General features: G+C 64.5%; 18 protein-coding genes. 1 reads left to right on the forward strand and 17 read right to left on the reverse strand.

Annotated features, from left to right (window positions below; genetic code table 11):
• Nucleotides 1-9 precede the first annotated feature (9 nt).
• From PRN20_RS13335 to PRN20_RS13405, 14 genes are all read right to left on the reverse strand, one after another.
• Complete coding sequence (locus PRN20_RS13335; protein WP_273958093.1) at nt 10-261, reverse strand: GlsB/YeaQ/YmgE family stress response membrane protein; 252 nt, start codon at nt 259-261, stop codon at nt 10-12.
• Nucleotides 262-670: 409 nt separating this feature from the next.
• Nucleotides 671-2,113 (reverse strand): dihydrolipoyl dehydrogenase, encoded by a 1,443-nt coding sequence (lpdA, locus tag PRN20_RS13345; RefSeq protein WP_273957894.1) that lies wholly within the window; start codon nt 2,111-2,113, stop codon nt 671-673.
• Nucleotides 2,106-2,708, reverse strand: a complete 603-nt coding sequence (locus tag PRN20_RS13350) for a GNAT family N-acetyltransferase (protein ID WP_273957895.1) — start codon at nt 2,706-2,708, stop codon at nt 2,106-2,108. Before PRN20_RS13350 ends, lpdA begins: the two co-directional genes overlap by 8 nt.
• Nucleotides 2,705-3,349, reverse strand: a complete 645-nt coding sequence (locus PRN20_RS13355; RefSeq protein ID WP_273957896.1) for an SGNH/GDSL hydrolase family protein — start codon at nt 3,347-3,349, stop codon at nt 2,705-2,707. Before PRN20_RS13355 ends, PRN20_RS13350 begins: the two co-directional genes overlap by 4 nt.
• A gap of 15 nt (nt 3,350-3,364) precedes the next feature.
• On the reverse strand, nt 3,365-4,705 hold the full coding sequence (locus PRN20_RS13360; RefSeq protein WP_273957897.1) for a pyruvate dehydrogenase complex dihydrolipoamide acetyltransferase: 1,341 nt from the start codon (nt 4,703-4,705) through the stop codon (nt 3,365-3,367).
• 6 nt (nt 4,706-4,711) lie between these two features.
• Nucleotides 4,712-5,164: a nucleoside deaminase gene (locus tag PRN20_RS13365; RefSeq protein ID WP_273957898.1), complete on the reverse strand. Its 453-nt coding sequence runs from the start codon at nt 5,162-5,164 to the stop codon at nt 4,712-4,714.
• A gap of 4 nt (nt 5,165-5,168) precedes the next feature.
• On the reverse strand, nt 5,169-6,557 hold the full coding sequence (locus tag PRN20_RS13370; protein ID WP_273957899.1) for a pyruvate dehydrogenase complex E1 component subunit beta: 1,389 nt from the start codon (nt 6,555-6,557) through the stop codon (nt 5,169-5,171).
• Between the two features lie 45 nt (nt 6,558-6,602).
• Nucleotides 6,603-7,670 (reverse strand): pyruvate dehydrogenase (acetyl-transferring) E1 component subunit alpha, encoded by a 1,068-nt coding sequence (gene pdhA, locus PRN20_RS13375; RefSeq protein ID WP_443112570.1) that lies wholly within the window; start codon nt 7,668-7,670, stop codon nt 6,603-6,605.
• Between the two features lie 74 nt (nt 7,671-7,744).
• Complete coding sequence (locus PRN20_RS13380) at nt 7,745-8,140, reverse strand: FtsB family cell division protein (protein ID WP_273957902.1); 396 nt, start codon at nt 8,138-8,140, stop codon at nt 7,745-7,747.
• 102 nt (nt 8,141-8,242) lie between these two features.
• Complete coding sequence (locus PRN20_RS13385) at nt 8,243-8,848, reverse strand: nucleotidyltransferase family protein (RefSeq protein WP_273957903.1); 606 nt, start codon at nt 8,846-8,848, stop codon at nt 8,243-8,245.
• Between the two features lie 155 nt (nt 8,849-9,003).
• Complete coding sequence (eno, locus tag PRN20_RS13390; RefSeq protein WP_273957904.1) at nt 9,004-10,278, reverse strand: phosphopyruvate hydratase; 1,275 nt, start codon at nt 10,276-10,278, stop codon at nt 9,004-9,006.
• Nucleotides 10,279-10,408: 130 nt separating this feature from the next.
• Nucleotides 10,409-10,810, reverse strand: a complete 402-nt coding sequence (locus PRN20_RS13395; RefSeq protein ID WP_273957905.1) for a hypothetical protein — start codon at nt 10,808-10,810, stop codon at nt 10,409-10,411.
• A 2-nt stretch (nt 10,811-10,812) separates the two neighbouring features.
• Nucleotides 10,813-11,640, reverse strand: coding sequence for an AraC family transcriptional regulator (locus PRN20_RS13400; protein WP_273957907.1), 828 nt, complete (start codon nt 11,638-11,640; stop codon nt 10,813-10,815).
• Nucleotides 11,641-11,684: 44 nt separating this feature from the next.
• Nucleotides 11,685-12,650, reverse strand: coding sequence for an NAD-dependent epimerase/dehydratase family protein (locus PRN20_RS13405; protein ID WP_273957908.1), 966 nt, complete (start codon nt 12,648-12,650; stop codon nt 11,685-11,687).
• Nucleotides 12,651-13,028: 378 nt separating this feature from the next.
• Here PRN20_RS13405 and PRN20_RS13410 point away from each other — a divergent pair, with 378 nt between their 5' ends.
• Nucleotides 13,029-13,568: an AAA family ATPase gene (locus tag PRN20_RS13410; RefSeq protein WP_273957910.1), complete on the forward strand. Its 540-nt coding sequence runs from the start codon at nt 13,029-13,031 to the stop codon at nt 13,566-13,568.
• Between the two features lie 3 nt (nt 13,569-13,571).
• Here PRN20_RS13410 and dld read toward each other — a convergent pair whose 3' ends face one another.
• The 3 genes from dld to rplQ all read right to left on the reverse strand — a co-directional run bounded on the left by dld (nt 13,572) and on the right by rplQ (nt 16,859).
• Nucleotides 13,572-15,275, reverse strand: a complete 1,704-nt coding sequence (gene dld / locus PRN20_RS13415) for a D-lactate dehydrogenase (RefSeq protein WP_273957911.1) — start codon at nt 15,273-15,275, stop codon at nt 13,572-13,574.
• Nucleotide 15,276: 1 nt separating this feature from the next.
• Nucleotides 15,277-16,320 (reverse strand): NAD-dependent epimerase/dehydratase family protein, encoded by a 1,044-nt coding sequence (locus tag PRN20_RS13420; protein ID WP_273957912.1) that lies wholly within the window; start codon nt 16,318-16,320, stop codon nt 15,277-15,279.
• Nucleotides 16,321-16,436: 116 nt separating this feature from the next.
• The gene (gene rplQ / locus PRN20_RS13425; RefSeq protein ID WP_273957913.1) at nt 16,437-16,859 is read right to left on the reverse strand and encodes a 50S ribosomal protein L17; all 423 of its coding nucleotides are present in this window, start codon (nt 16,857-16,859) and stop codon (nt 16,437-16,439) included.
• Between the last annotated feature and the right edge of the window lie 4 nt (nt 16,860-16,863).

Here is a 16,863-nt window from a genome sequence, read left to right on the forward strand (position 1 = left end):
GAGGCGTTCCTAGCCGGCAATGAGCCTGGCAATGATGACAACGATGATAGCACCAACCGTCGAGGTAATGATCTGCGTGACGATCGGGCTCTTGATGCCGAGGTTGATATTGAGGGCGGTGAACAGGTAGCCGCCCACGAACGAACCGATGACGCCGCTCACGAGGTAGGTGATCAGCCCGCCGCCGCCGACCACGAGACTGGCGAGGAAGCCGGCCACGAGTCCGATGACGAGAAAGATGACCAGTGAGCGAGTATCCATACGACCCATTTGAACTTCTCCCCCAAACTGCTTTTCCGGCAGACCCATTGTTGTGACCCCAGGTTGACCCGCTAGGGATATCGCGTTGCGATATCGCCGGTTCAACCCTCGGAAGCTACTTGGCCACCACCCTTGCCACGGCGATGACCAGCAGCGCGCCAATGGTCGCCGTAGCGATGCTGCTGACCCAGACATTGTCGATCGGCAGGCGAATACCGGCAAGGTCAGCACGTAGCCACCAACGAACGATCCGATCACACCGACGATCAGGTTCCGTAGCAGGCCACCGCCACCGAGCACGAGGCTCGCCAGCCAGCCGGCCAGGAGGCCGATGGCAAGAAACACGATTAACGGCGTGATGTCGTTGGGCAATCCCGGAATGTCGGCGGGCGGCACCATGACGGCCTCCTCAGAGGTTCAGCGCGCGGCCATAAGCGTCGAGGACCGACTCTTTCATGGTCTCAGAAAGCGTCGGGTGCGGGAAGATGGTGTGCATCAACTCTTCCTCGGTGGTCTCGAGGCCCATGGCCACAACGAAGCCCTGGATCAGCTCAGTGACTTCCGCACCCACCATGTGGGCGCCGAGCAGCTCGCCGGTCTTGGCGTCGAAGATGGTCTTCACCAGGCCCTCAGGCTCGCCAAGCGCAATGGCCTTGCCATTGCCGACAAACGGGAAGCGGCCAACCTTGATCTCGCGCCCGGCCTCCTTGGCCTTGGCCTCAGTCAGCCCGACACTCGCCACCTGCGGCTCGCAATAGGTGCAGCCCGGAACCTGCAGCTTGTTGAGGCCGTGCACGCCCTTGAGGCCGGCAATGGTCTCGACCGTGATCACCGCTTCATGCTCGGCCTTGTGGGCCAGCATCGGCGGACCAGCGACGTCGCCAATCGCCCAGACGCCCGGAACATTGGTGCGGCCGTAGTTGTCGATGACGATGGCGCCGCGATCGATCTTCACGCCGAGCTTCTCGAGGCCGAGATTCTCAGTGTTGCACTGCACACCCACGGCGGAGATCAGCGCATCGGCCGAGATGGTGAGCTTGTCACCGGTCTTGGGCTCGATGTGCGCGGTGATCCCGTCCTTGGTCTTGTCGACCTTCGACACCTTCGCGTCGGTGATGATCTTGATGCCGCGCTTCTCGAAGCGCTTTTTCACATGCGCCGCGATCTCGGCGTCCTCGACTGGGAGAATGGTTGGCAGCAGTTCGACCACGGTCACTTCGGCACCGAGCGACCGGTAGAACGAAGCGAACTCCATACCGATGGCGCCGGAGCCCATGATCACCAAAGACTTCGGGAACTTCGCCGGCTTCATCGCCTCGAAATACGTCCAGATCTTTTCGCCATCGGGCTCGATGCCGGGCAGCACGCGCGGCCGGGCGCCGGTGGCGATGATGATGTTCTTGGCCTTGTAGGTACCCTCGGGCAGCACGGTCTTGGGCTGCGGCCACTGCGGCTCGACCGGCTTCTTGGTCATCTTCTTGACCACGATCTCGCCCGGCGCCGTCAGCTGCGCCTCGCCCCAGATGATGTCGACCTTGTTCTTCTTCATGAGGAACTGGACGCCGTTGTTCATCTGGCCGGCGATCTTGCGCGAGCGATCTACGATGGCGGCGATATCGAAGCCGAACTTCTCGGCGCTCAGGCCGTAGTCCTTGGCGTGGCCCATATGGCCGTAGATCTCGGCCGAGCGCAGCAGCGCCTTGGTCGGAATGCAGCCCCAGTTGGAGCAGATGCCGGCCATGTGCTCACGCTCGACGATGGCGGTCTTCAGGCCCAGCTGCGCAGCGCGGATGGCGGCAACGTAGCCGCCCGGACCGGCGCCGATGACGATGAGATCGTATGAGTCAGCCATGTTGTTGGTCCTTCATCATCAATAGCCAGTCGCTGCCCGGGGCCGTACCGTTGGGGTACTTGCGCATCGGGCGCGACGCGGAAACCTTGAAACCTTCGCGCTCGTAGAGCTCTCGTGCCCGCACGTTCACGTCCTCGGTGATCAGTGCCAGGCCGTTGCAGCCGGCTTCGGCACGCTTCGTCTCGGCCAGCTCGAGCAACAGCCCGCCGACGCCATGCCCGCGCCACGGTGCGTGTACCGCCAGCATCGAAATGAACCAATGCCCCGCAGACAGCCATTCGAGTTCAACGATCGGAACGAGAAAATCCGGGAGGTCGTCCGGCATCGGCGGCATCACGTCGGGTTCGGGATAGCCGAGCAAGAGCCCAACCACCTCGCCGTCGCTCTCGGCGATGCTGGAGTTGCGCCAGTTCAGGCCATCCTCCTCGTCGAGCATGTCCAGCCGGCCAACTTCAACCGGGTTGTAGGTGCCCTTGGCGCGCTCGTCGTGCGCCCAGCTCATGCCGATGCCGCCATGCGTTGCGATGTTGACCAGCAGCGCGATTTCACCCGCATCTGCCTTGGTCGCCGCGCGAATGGCGATCGGGGCGGTCACAGGCCCAGTACCTGCTTTACCAGCGGTGCGAGACCCTCGCCGATGGCCCGGGTGTTAGCAGCATCCAGATGTACGCCATCGGCCGGATGCGCTTCGGCGACGGTGGCGGCATCGAAGAAGCCGGTGCCGTATTCGTCGGCGCGCAGCTTGTACCACTGAGCGAACAGCTTGGACTGGCCGATCGCCTCGTCGCCGAAGTGCAGCAGCATCTCGGGGTGATCGGTGTCGCGGATGTGCGGCGGCGCCACGAGGATGATCTTCGCAGCCACGTCGCCGGGCTTCTGGTAGTGCCCCCGGGTGATCTGCACCAGCCGGCGCATGCCGTTGGCCGCTTCCTGCGCCGTGCGGCCATGGAACGGCTTCAGGTCGTTGGTGCCGAGCATGATGACGACAAGATCGAGCGGCGAATGCGACTCGAGCAGTGTGGGCAGCAGCCGCGCTCCGTTCCGATCAGCGCCAGCCCAGCCGTCGTCATGCACGGTGGTACGGCCACCGAGACCCTCGGCAATCACCCGCGCCTTACCATCGAGCGCACGCTCTAGCGCGGTCGGCCAGCGATCCTCATAGGGGTGACGCGGCCCACCCGGGACTGGATTGGCGCCGAAGGTGAGGCTGTCGCCAAAGGCGAGGATAGTCTTCATCAAGGACCCCTGCCCTTATGCCAGCATCATCACCGGGTTTTCGATCAGGGCCTTGAAGGCGGACAGCACTTCAGCGCCGAGCGCACCGTCGACGGCGCGGTGGTCGCAGCTGAGCGTGACCGTCATGAAGGTCGCCGTCTTGATCTGGCCCTTCTCGGCATAGACGCGCTCCTCGCCGACACCGACCGCGAGGATGGTTCCGTGCGGCGGGTTGATGACGGCCTGGAAGTTCTTGATACCGTACATGCCGAGGTTCGACACCGACGAGGTGCCGCCCTGGTATTCCTGCGGCATCAGCTTCTTCGAACGGGCGCGGCCGGCGAGGTCCTTCACCTCCTCGGAGATCTGGCGCAGCGACTTGGTATCGCAGGCCTTGACCACCGGGGTGAAGAGGCCTCCCGGCACGGCCACGGCAACCGCCACGTCCGCGTGCTTGTGGTAGAGGATCGAGTCGCCAGCCCAGGTGGCGTTGGCCGTCGGCACCTTCATCAGTGCCGCTGCCCAGGCCTTCATGACGAAGTCGTTGACCGAGAGCTTGTAGGCCGGTTTGCCGTCCTTCACCGGAGCGGCGGCGTTGATCTGCTCGCGGGCTTCCAGCAGCGCATCGATCTTGCAGTCGAGCGACAGGTAGAAGTGCGGAATGGTCTGCTTGGCCTCGGTGAGGCGCGCGGCGACGACCTTGCGCATGCCGTCGTTCGGGACGAGCTCGTAGCTGCCCTCGGGATACAGGGCGAGCACCTGCGCCTTGGTCATGCCGCCGGCGAGAGTCGCGCCGCCCGATGCGGCAGTTGCGGCGGGTGCCGGGGCGGCCTTTAGCGGCGCCTTGCCGGAGCGGGCAGCTTCAACGTCGGACTTCACCACACGACCGTGCGGACCAGAGCCGGAGATGGCGCCGAGCTCGATGCCGGCCTCCTTGGCGAGACGCTTGGCAAGCGGCGATGCGAAGACGCGGGCACCATTGCTTGCAGCAGCTGCTGCTGGCTTGGCGGGCGCTGGAGCCGGAGAAGCGGCAGGTGCCGGCGCTGCAACTGGAGCCGGAGCCTCCGCCTTCGCAGGCTCAGGCGCCTTGGCCGCGGGAGCCGGAGCTGCCTCCTTCACGTCCGCGGCAGTCTCGCCGTCCTGCAGGATCACGGCGATCACGGCGTTCACCTTCACGCCCTCGGTGCCCTCGGGCACCACGATCTTGCCGATCTTGCCCTCGTCCACTGCTTCGACTTCCATCGTCGCCTTGTCGGTCTCGATCTCGGCAATGACATCGCCCGAGGAGACGGTATCGCCTTCCTTGACGTGCCACTTGGCGAGCTTGCCCTCTTCCATGGTGGGAGAGAGCGCGGGCATGGTGATGTTGATGCTCATGGTGCCTTACTCGCCGATATCTTCGTTCCAGAGTTGCGGATGCTTCTCGATGAAATCCGCCATCATGTGCTCGCAGCGTGCGTCGTGGTAGTCCACCACGTCAACGCCGGCCAATGACAGAACATCCTGGAAGCCTTTGAAATTCTTCGATTCTGCCACGACCACGCGGGAGATGCCGAACTGGATGATCGTGCCGGTGCACATCATGCAGGGGCTGAGCGTGGTGTAGCAGGTCACATCCTTGTAGGTGCGCTGCCGGCCGGCATTCTGGATCGCATCCATCTCGCCATGCAGGATCGGATCACCCTTCTGCACGCGCCGGTTGTGGCCGCGCCCGATGATCTCGCCATCGCGCACGAGCACCGAGCCGATCGGGATGCCGCCTTCGGAGAGGCCAAGCTGGGCCTCCTCGTAGGCTGCATCGAGGAACTTCCGATCGAGTTCGGTCTGCGCGACCATCCGGTCAGCTCCGATAGGTCACGGCGTTCACCGCCGCGATGACCTCGTCGACATTGGGGAGTGCCAGCTTCTCGAGGTTGGCGGCGTACGGCATGGGAACGTCCTTGCCGGTGACGCGGGTCGGCGGAGCGTCGAGATAGTCGAACGCCTCGGCCACCACCACCGCGGCCAGCTCGGCACCGATGCCGCCCTGCGGCCAGCCTTCCTCGACCGTGACGAGACGGCCGGTCTTCTTGACTGACTCGACTACGGTCTTGGTGTCCATTGGACGCAGGGTGCGGAGATCGATCAATTCGACATCGACACCGGCAGCGACCAGCTTCTCCGTGGCCTGGGTAGCGTAGCGCATGCCCATCGAGAACGAGACGATCGTCACATCCTTGCCCTGACGGGCGATGCGCGCCTTGCCGATCGGCAGCACGTAGTCATCGACCTTCGGCACGAGGCCGGTCGAGCCGTAGAGGATTTCGTTCTCGAGGAAGACCACCGGCGTATTGGACCGGATGGCGGCCTTGAGCAGCCCTTTGGCGTCGGCGGCGCTGAACGGCGCGACGACGTGGAGACCGGGAACGTGGCTGTACCAGGCCGAATAGTCCTGGCTGTGCTGGGCGCCGACACGCGCCGCAGCACCGTTCGGGCCGCGGAACACTATGGGCGCTGTCACCTGGCCGCCGGACATGTAGAGCTGCTTGGCGGCCGAGTTGATGATCTGGTCGATCGCCTGCATGGCGAAGTTCCACGTCATGAACTCGATGATGGGGCGCAGCCCCGCAAAGGCAGCGCCGACGCCGAGGCCGGCGAAGCCGTGCTCGGTGATCGGCGTGTCGATCACGCGCTGCGAGCCGAACTCCTGCAACAGGCCCTGGGTCACCTTGTACGCGCCCTGGTACTCGGCGACTTCCTCGCCCATTACGAAGATGTCCTTGTCGCGGCGCATCTCCTCGGCCATGGCCTCGTTGAGAGCCTGGCGGACGGTCATCTCGACCATCTCGACGCCAGCCGGAAGATCGGGATCGGATGCTACCTCGAGAATGGCGACAGGCGGGACGCCCGCGGGCGCAGCCGGAATGGTGTTCGGCGCATCGACTTTCACCGGCGCGATGTCGACCGGCTTCAGCTGGGCACTGCTGGGCTCGGCATCACCGGGGACTTCGCCCTCGCCAAGCACCATGGCGATGGGAGCATTCACCTTCACGCCTTCGGTGCCTTCCGGCACGATGATCTTCTGGACCACGCCGCTATCGACGCTCTCGACTTCCATCGTCGCCTTGTCGGTCTCGATCTCGGCCAATACGTCACCGGGCTTTACCGTGTCGCCTTCCTTGACGAGCCATTTGGAGAGTTTCCCCTCCTCCATCGTCGGCGAGAGTGCGGGCATCAAAATCGTGGGCATCTAGGTCTCCAGCGGGAGATCGAATGGGAAAAGTGGCAGTGCCGATCAGGCGGGAGCGTAGACGTCGGTCCAAAGTTCCGACGCGGGGGGCTCAGGATCGGTCGTGGCGAAATCGGCAGCCTCGGTGACGATGGCGCGGATCTCGGTCTCGATGTCCTTGAGGCTCTCCTCGGTGCCGTAGCGCTTCTCGATGATGCGCTGCTTCACCTGCTCGATCGGATCGTGCTCGGCGCGCATGGTCGAAACCTCGTCCTTCGACCGGTACTTTGCCGGGTCGGACATGGAGTGGCCGCGATAGCGGTAGGTCAGCATTTCGAGGATGTACGGCCCCTTGCCGGAGCGGGCGTGCTCAATGGCGCGCTTGGCGGCGTCGTAGGTCATGCGGACATCCATGCCGTCGACCTGCTCGCCCTCGATGCCAAAGGAGATGCCGCGCTTCGAGAAGTCCGGCTGGCCGGAAGCGCGCTCCACGGAGGTGCCCATGCCGTAGCGGTTGTTCTCGACGATGTAGACCGCAGGCAGGTTCCAGAGCTTGGCCATGTTGAAGCTCTCGTAGACCTGGCCCTGGTTGGCCGCGCCATCACCGAAATAGGAGATCGATACGGTGTTGTCGCCGCGATACTTGCTGGCGAACGCCAGGCCCGTGCCGAGCGAAACCTGGGCGCCAACGATGCCGTTGCCACCGTAGAAGCGGTGTTCGTTGCTGAACATGTGCATCGAGCCGCCCTTGCCCTTCGACAGCCCGCCCTGCCGGCCGGTCAGCTCGGCCATGACGCCCTTGGGGTCGAGGCCCATCACCAGCATGTGGCCATGATCACGGTAGCCGGTGATCTGGGCGTCTTCGCCCTTCCTGGACGCCATGGTCACGCCAGTCACCACGGCTTCCTGGCCGATATAGAGATGGCAGAAGCCGCCGATGAGGCCCATGCCGTACATCTGCCCGGCCTTCTCTTCGAAGCGGCGGATAAGCAGCATCTCGCGGTAAGCGGAAAGTTCCTGTTCCTTGGTGAATTCGGGGACGTTGGACTGGGCCGTCTTGGTGGCCACCGCTTTACGCGCCATGGGCGAAGCTCCGGAAGATGGGTATGCCGCATCGTCGTCACGCGGCGACAGGCCGCGAACCGCAAGAGCTTATCGCAAGATTGTGTCGGAAGCGAATCCGCCTGTTACATAAAGAAACAGGTCTATCAGTCTGAACTCTCGTCGATAATCGACGTTAACTCATTCTGAGTTGACAACGAAGATGAACCGGACTGCGGTTTACCTGTCGCCGGATCGACCATGACGACGATATCGCCCGCCTCGGCCATCGACAACAGCGCCCGTGCCCGCTCCGACACGAGGTCGGGGTCGAGACGCGTGGTCTGGAACAGGTCGATCCGGTGCCGGTAGGAATCGATCTCTGCCTGCAAGGCAGCCGACTTGGCTTCCAGTTCGCCGATCTCGCCCTCGAGCGCATCCTGGCTCTCGATGCCGAACTGCCCCGTCACAACGCTGTAGCCCAGATATCCCTGAAAAGCCACGAGCCCCAGTGCGACCAAGACATGGCGCCAGAAAGGAGGACGTTTGAGGCGAGTCGGCATGGTGTTCGGAAACCCGGTTTCGTGCCCTCCAACATAGTTCACCGCAGCTTAACGGGTCGTTGCGCAGCGGGGATATCAAGGGTGCGGAGAGGCCGCCATCCGTCACCAGGGCTCGAAGACGATCTCCGGCCAAACCGAACGGGCCCGTTCACCCTTCTTCGTGTGGGTCACGCGATTGTCCAGGGTCCGGTTCGGGGCGAGGCGGAAGCTGAACACATCATCGAGCCCGAACGGTGCGTAGAGCTCGATATCCCCCGCCCCGCCAAGCCGCGCCGCCACCGAATGGGCCACCGTCGCGAAACGATCCACAGCCTCGCACGATGAGCGGAGCGGCGGATAGGAACCGCCGAAGCGCTCGGGGTACCACAGGTGCACCCGCGCCTGGTTGCGCAACTGCGCGGGCAGAGGCAGATCCGCAAAGACCGCCTCGGCATTCTTCATGGTCCGGTCCTCGGCCTCATAGCTGAGGTCCGTCGCATCGAAATAGAACAGGTCGATGTCGTTGATGCCCGTCAGTGGGGACCGGCCGGTGAGGTGGTTCCACACCGTGTTGTAGATCGCGCCGGAAACCAGCCAGCAGTCCGGCAGGTTGAGCGCCCGTGCCCGCACCAGCACGTCAGACAGCAGATCCGAACTCCTGATGATCTCGCGGAGCGCGTCGGCCTGGGCCGCAGCCGATAGTCCGGACAGGCGAAGGTGGTTGCTCATGACGCGAAGGCTAGCTGATTCCCCTGCCCGCAACCGTCAGGGTTTGCCGCCTGCCAGCACGGCCAGGGGCGCGGCCGGGGCACCTGCTCCAGCCGCAAAACTTGCTCGGGCGGGCCGTCTCGTTCGTAAACGGGGCCCGCATCGCCGAGTGAGCCTCAGCCCTTCAGGACGCTGCGGCCGGCATACTTGGCCGTCGAACCGAGCTGCTCCTCGATGCGGATCAGCTGGTTGTACTTGGCCAGCCGGTCGGAGCGGCTCAACGAGCCCGTCTTGATCTGACCGCAGTTGCAGGCGACCGCGAGGTCGGCAATCGTCGAGTCCTCGGTTTCGCCCGAACGATGCGACATGACGGAGGTATAGCCGGCACGGTGAGCGGTATCGACGGCGTCGAGCGTCTCCGACAGCGAGCCGATCTGATTGACCTTCACCAGGATCGAGTTGGCGACGCCCATCTTGATGCCGGACCGGAGGCGCTCGGTGTTGGTAACGAACAGGTCGTCGCCAACGAGCTGCACCTTCTTGCCGACGAGATCGGTGAGCGCCTTCCAGCCATCCCAGTCGTCCTCGGCCATGCCGTCCTCGATCGAGATGATCGGGAACTTGGAGACGAGATCGGCGAGGAACTGGGCGTTCTGCTCGGAGGTGAGCGACTTGCCCTCGCCCTCCATCTCGTACTTGCCGCCCTTGAAATACTCGGTCGAGGCGCAGTCGAGGCCGAGATAGACGTCCTTGCCGGCCGTGTAGCCGGCCTTCTCGATCGACTTCACGATATACTCGAGCGCCGCCTCGGCGGACTTGAGGTTCGGTGCGAAGCCGCCCTCGTCGCCCACATTGGTGTTGTGGCCGTCGGCCGCGAGGCCCTTCTTCAGGGTGTGGAAGATCTCGGCGCCGATCTGCACGGCATGCGCGATGCTCTCCGCACCAACCGGCATGATCATGAATTCCTGCATGTCGATCGGATTGTCGGCATGCGCACCGCCGTTGATGATGTTCATCATCGGGACCGGCAGCACGTGGGCGTTCGGCCCGCCGACATATTTGTAGAGCGGCAGCGAGCTCGAATCGGCGGCGGCTTTGGCGACTGCCAGCGAGACGCCGAGGATGGCGTTGGCGCCGAGGCGCGACTTGTTCGGCGTGCCATCGAGCTCGATCAGCGCGCGGTCGACCCCGATCTGGTCGAGCGCGTCGAGGCCCTGGATCTCCGCGAAGATCTCGGTGTTGACGAAGTCGACCGCCTTGGTCACGCCCTTGCCGAGGAAGGGCTTGCCACCGTCACGCAGCTCGACGGCCTCGTGCGCGCCGGTCGAGGCGCCCGAGGGGACCGCAGCGCGACCGAAGCTGCCGTCGTCCAGAACCACGTCGACTTCAACGGTCGGGTTGCCGCGGCTGTCGAAAATCTGCCGGCCGGTGACGTCGATAATGGTGGACATGTGCGCTGACCCTTCTGCAATCGATTGCTCAGGCCCTTGTTAGACAAGGCACATGACACAGTGAAGGGGGACGGGAGAATATTTCGCGAGTCTGCCGCCCCGCCGTCACTCCTGGCTGTGCCGAATGCCCTCAACGCTCGGCAGCCCGTCGCGCCGCAACGAAGGCGACGCCGTCGGGAAGGCGGCTTGTAGTGGGGCTATCCTCGTCGAGCACACGCCAGAACGGGGTGATGGCTTCACTTGGCAGGCCCGCTGCGTGGGCTTCAAGAGCGGCTTCAGCGACAGTTCGCAGGTGGTAGCCGGTATAGATCGGACAGGTGACCTCGGCATCGTGGCGCTCCGCCAATGCGCGCCGCATAGCCTTGGTGTCGACGGTCTGGCCAGGCGGGATCGACGACATGAAGTCGGCAATCATCCGCGCGGTAGGGACCAGCGTGATCTGGCCGGCACGCATGCCGGCGATGCTGATGGGAGCCGGCTTCACTACCGGTTCGGCTGGTGCGTTGAGCTTCTCGGTCCAAGACTTGGCCATGATCACACCAGCGGCAGGTAGAGAACGGTGAGCAATTCCGACGGCGCCGTGTCGCGCGGACTGTTCAGGTATTCCTCCAGCACCGGGGCATCGGCGATGTCGCGGCCGGACTGCGGCAGCCAGGTGCCGAACATCCAGTTGTACTCGGCGAGCATGTCGGGGTACGGGCCCTTGTGGCGCAGCACGGCGTAGTCGCCGGCGCGGGTCGTGGTGACCGGCAGGCCCGGGGGCGGCGAACTCAACGTGGCGGCCGCGGCCGAGCGGAGTTCGTCCACCGGCACAGCACTCGGATCGTCGCCGTAGACCCCGAACATGCGGGTATTCTGGTCGATCAACCCAGCCGTGGCGAGGCGGCCGAACAGCTGATCGAAGGCCATGCCGATGTTCATGTAGTCGCCGACATGCGGCTCGGTGGCGATGGTCATCGCCGGCAGATGCCGGACCTCCACCGCATAGTGTGGGGTCGGGGCGCCGTTTCGCGCCGGGTTGAACACGGTGTGGCTGCCTTCTCGGCGATATCGCGCCGGCGGCATGCCATAGGCGTCGGCGAAGATACGTGTGAACGACTGCAGATTGTCGTAGCCGGAACGCTTCGCGATGGCCTCGACCGGCGCATCGGTGTTGGCCAGCTCGTTGGCCGCGCGCATCAGCCGGAGGCGGCGGACTGCAGCGGCAACGGTCTCGCCGCGCATCGCCGAATAGACGCGGTGCCAATGCCACGGCGACATGGCGGCGACGTCGGCGAGGCGCTCGAGATCGAGCGGCTCATCGAGGTGATCGTAGATGTAGGCGGTGACGCGGTTGATGCGGTCTTCGTAGCTGTGGGTCATGGGCATACCTCGTGATGACGATGGTGTGCCATGAGCCGATTTCACTAGTCTTGCGGACCTTGCACGCGACCATTGGCGATCAACCAGGTCACGGCCTCTTGCACCGCCTCGAGCGACGAGTAGCGCGGAGTGAAGCCGAGCAGGCGCTTTGCCTTCTCCATGGAGTGGCTGGGGCTTCGCACGATGTGTTCCCACGTCGCTTCAGCCTCCTCGGGCACCTGATGCGTGCGCCACTCGTCGAACGGCAGGTAGCGCAGTTTCGGCTCATGCCCGAACCAGCGGTACATCGCCTCGGCATAGCCCCGCAGGTTCACCGCCTGCGGCGAGACGGCGTTGAAGGTCTCGCCAACCGAGGCCGACCGGTTGGCGATGATCGCCATGATCAGCCCCGCGATGTCGTCCGCATGCACGTGATGGACCGTCTCGAGTCCGAAGTTCGGCAGCGTCAGCTCCTCACCACGCGCGATCCGCGAGAAGACCTCGGAGTTGAAATGTCCGGCCGGATTGAGCGGATCCCAGCCCGGGCCGACGATGTGCCCCGGGCGAAACAGGGTCGCGGGAAAACCCGTGCGGCTCGCCTGGTCCAGTAACCAGGTCTCCATTGCCGCCTTCTGTATCCCGTACTCGCCGAACGGGTTGAGCGGCTGGTCTTCGGTCGCCGGCACCGCAGCGTTGTGCCCGTAGACCCAGATCGTTCCGCAATGGAGGAAATGCTGGACGCGGCCGCGCAGCGCTTCGACCAGATGCTGGGTGCGCGGCAGCACGAAGCTGATCATGTCGATGACGATATCGCCACCCAGCCCCGCGACGGTGGAGCCAAACGTCCCCTCGTGCTCGGCGGCGTCGCGATCGATCAGCACCGTTTCTACACGATCCCACGCTCTGTGCGGACGATAGGGCTTGTGTCGCCCCCGGGTCACATTGACGACCTGGTGGCCGGCATCGACCAGCCGTGGCACCAGATAGGTCCCCACGTGGCCGCTGCCGCCAATGATCACGACCTTCGACATGCTGTCCTCCCGTTTGCTACTGGTCTAGCTCAGCCTGCCCGGCGAGGCGACAGGGATGTGCAGAAGCGCCCGAATGACCGGAGCCATCGGGTTGATCACCTGTCTCGCCGCCTTCAGGAGAATGCGGCATGGGCGGGACTTCGTCCCGTGGCGGTAGTCCGCCAAATCTAGAAGGTGGGACTGTCGCCCCGCCCATTGCGAACGGTCTTTTGGCCCTCCGGCACCACGAAGCGATGCAGGAACCGGCTGACCCCAGGGGGGGCGGCCTCCCCCTGGCCCGAACCCTCAACGCAGTGCCCCGTCGGCACCTCGCATCGATGAGGTGAGTGCAGTATAAGGCTCGCCCCGGGTGCGGGGATTGATTTCACGAGAAAGTCCATGTCCATCCTGCCGCTCGCCGCTCTGGGCGACCGCATCGTAATCAGCGGCCCCTCCAATTCCGGCAAATCCACCCTTGCGGTCGCGCTGGCGCGCAAGCTGGATGTGCCGGCCGTGCATCTCGACCTTCTGCGCCACAAGCCGAACACCAATTGGGAAGTAAGGCCGGCCGAGGAGTTCCAGCAGGCCCACGCCGACGCTGTCGCCGGCGAAGGCTGGATCATCGAAGGCAACTACACGAGCCTGTTCCCGCCCCGGCTCGCCAGGGCCACCGGCGTCATCTACTTGGGCAGCGAGCCGGTCCGCGGCGCGCTGCGCTACTTCCGCCGCACGCTGTTCGAGAAAGGTCGACGCGCCGGGCAGCTCGAGGGCAACATCGACCGCATCAACTTCCGGATGCTGCACTGGATACTCGTTGCCCAGCCACCCAAGCACAGCCGCGACCGCGACGTGCTGCGGGCCGCCGGGCTGCCCATGGTCGAACTCGCATCCATGAGCGAACTGAGCAGCCTCTACGAGGCCTGGAACTTCAGCCGATAGGCGTCAGTGAGTATGCTCCGGCTCGCCGGCATAGTGCCGGTGCTTGGTGTCGCCGCCGATACCGGGGTTGAAGCTGTTGGTCGGGTCGAGCGAGCGGTAGAAATCGCGCTGTTCGGCCTTGGCCTCGTAGACATGCCCGACATTGTGCTCGGCCGGGTACTGGGCGCCGCGCCGGTCGAGCTGCTCCAGCATCGCATGCTTCACCGCATGCGCGTCGGCACCTTTCTTGAGCACGTAGTCCTGGTGCAGCACGTGGCAGAGGAAGTGCCCGTAGTAGAGCTTGAGCGCCAGCTTGTCGTCGATCTCGGCCGGCAGGTGCTCGTACCAGTCGGGATCGTTGCGCCGTAGCGCAATGTCGAGCGCCAGCAGGCCTCCGGTGTCCTTCTCGTGCAGCAGGCTATAGCGGATCGCCGCACCCGCAGCGGCGAAGCGGTGGAGGAAGGCCTGTGCCCCTTCCCTGGGCGTGCAGCGGAAGTAACCGCCCTCGGCCGTCGCAAACAGCCGCTCGAGCAGGCTCTCCGCCTCGGCGATGCCGTCCCCCGACATGCGGAGCATCAAATGGTGCTCGTAGCGGTCGCGATACTCGAGCATTCGCTTGGGCAGATGCTCCGGAAAGAACCGGCTCAGGCCCTGCAACACCCGGTCGCTGAACTGTTGAGGCAAGAGGGGCAGCTTGTTGAGCGTCGCATCCGCCCTGCCCTTCATGTTGAAGAAGGTCGGCATCACGTCGGTGCCGAACCGCTGGATGACGAGGAACGTATCCTTGCCGTAGCGGCGGGCCACATCGAACATGTCGCGGTGCATGTACTCGCCGGCGACGGGAAGCGACTCGAGCGCCAACAACTCGCGCCGCAGCTGAGTCAGCACCGCCACGTCGTTGGTACCTATGTAGAACACCTGCTCGGCGCCGGCCTTCTCGAACGTATCGAGCCGTACGGCAAAGACTGCAAGCTTGCCCCCACACCCCGCCGCCTCGTGCAGGCGCCGTGGATCGGCATTGAACCGCGCCGCGGTAGGCTCATCGACCTGCCGCACGCGCTGGGCGTACTCGCTGTCCGACGCGAGGCCCACATTGTGCCGGACGTCCTCCGGGGCGTAGCTGCCCGACTGCAGCCGATCCAGGATCTCTTCCGGTGTGGTGCCGAGATCGATACCGAGGTGATTGACGAGCTCGAGCTGGCCGTCGGCGCCGATCTGGGCAAAGAGCGAGAGCTCTGTATAGGCTGGCCCCCGCTGCACCAGCGAGCCGCCGGAATTGTTGCAGACGCCGCCTACGATCGAGGCGCCGAGGCAGGATGAGCCGATCACCGAATGGGGCAGCCGGCCAAGGGGCTTCAGGAGGCGCTCCAGACGGTCCAGCGTACCGCCCGGGAAACTGACAATCTGTTTGCCCCCATCCAGCAACTGGATGCCCGAGAGCCGCAGAGTGTTCACGACAACGACAGGCCGATCGTAGTGGCCGCTGGGCGTCGAGCCCTCGGTAAGGCCGGTGTTGGCGGCCTGCATGATGACGATGGCGTCGTGCCGTACCGTTGCCTCAAGCACGCGCCAGAGCTCCAGCAGCGTGCCGGGCTTGGCGACCGCCACTGCGTCACCCTCGCCCGAGCGGAAACCCCGCCGGTAACGCTCGGTGCTCTTGCTGCCTGTCAGGAGATAGCGCCGCCCGACGGCAGCGCGGAGTTCGTCGACGAGTTGGTTTTCGGGCACGTCAGGTGGTCTTCTGCTTGATCAGCCCCAGCTTGATGACGCTATCAGCAGTAGCAAGGATGGCGTCCTTGGCCGGGATGAACTTCCGCCCTAGCAGCTTTTCGCCCTTGGAACCATCGAAGACCTTCTCGTTGCCGATGTCGTTGATGATCTGGCGGGCCGGCCCGCCGAACCGGGCGATCAGCTTGATGATCCAGTCGGGCACGTGCTTCTCGGTGACGTGCCAGTCCGGGTGCGCGGTGCGCAGAATCTTGCCGATCTCCGGGAACGGCACATACTCGGCAGTCGCCAGGTAGCGCTGCCCCACCGTCTCCGGGTTCTCGAGCGCCGCCACATGCAGCGCAGCAACATCGCGCACGTCGATGATCGAGAAGCCGTTGGAGGGCATGGCCGGCGTCGAACCGTCCAGCAGACCCGACACCATCCTGAGCGAGATGCTGGCATGCGTGTCGAGCGCCGGCCCGATGATCGCGCCCGGATGGATCGTCGTCAGCTCGATGCCGTGGTCCTTGGCAAAGGCCCAGGAGAACTGCTCGGCCTTGGTCTTGCCCACGCAATAGGCCCAGGTCCACCGCATGTTGTCGAGGTTGGTGAAGTAGGTCTCGTCATAGACCCGCCGGCCGCTCGTCTGCCCGTGACCGTAGCCGACCGTCGCAATCGACGATGTCATGATGATTCGCTTGATGCCCGCCTGGTTGGCGAACCGGAACACCCGCGTCGTGCCTTCAAGCGCCGGCCGAACAACGACATCCTGGTCCTTAGGCTCATCGGCGCGAATAACCGTCGCCACGTGCATCACCGTGGAGACGCCGCGCATGGCCTCTGCCCAGCCCTTGTCATCCAGCAGGTCGGCCTCGACGAGTTCGAGGTTGGCGAGAGGCCCCTGCCCCAGGTTCTCCCCGAGCGGCGCGGTGACTTCCCCCGCACGAGCCAGCGACCGCACGGTTCCCCGCACCCGGTAGCCCTTCCGCAGCAGTTCGAGGATCGTCCACTTGCCCACGAACCCGGTCGCGCCGGTGACAAGGATAAGGCCCTGCTCAGTCATGTCACTCTCCCCAAGACGAGTGTCCCATTACCGCAGACCTTAAGTTCCGCGGTCAAACGAAAAAGGCGGCCCGGAATTCCGGACCGCCTTCTAACTCTGTGACCTAGACCACCGGCTTATGCCGCGGCGGCTTCGTCCTGCTCGACGTTCACCGGGCCGGAATCCAGACCCTTGGCATCGACGTCGCGATCGACGAACTCGATCACCGCGAGCGGGGCATTGTCGCCGTAGCGGAAGCCAGCCTTCAGGATGCGGATGTACCCACCCTGACGCTCCTTGTAGCGCGGGCCGAGAACGCCGAAGAGCTTCTGCACCTGCGTCTCGTCGCGCATCTGAGCGATCGCCTGGCGGCGGGCATGCAGGTCGCCGCGCTTGCCCAGCGTGATCAGCTTCTCGACGATCGGACGCAGTTCCTTGGCCTTGGGCAAGGTGGTCACGATCTGCTCGTGCTTGATCAGCGAGGCAGACATGTTGGCGAACATGGCCTTGCGATGGGCCGAGGTCCGGTTGAGCTTACGGTTCGCGTTACCGTGGCGCATTTTG

Source organism: Devosia sp. ZB163 (genome assembly GCF_028613635.1).
Classification (GTDB): Bacteria; Pseudomonadota; Alphaproteobacteria; order Rhizobiales; family Devosiaceae; genus Devosia_A.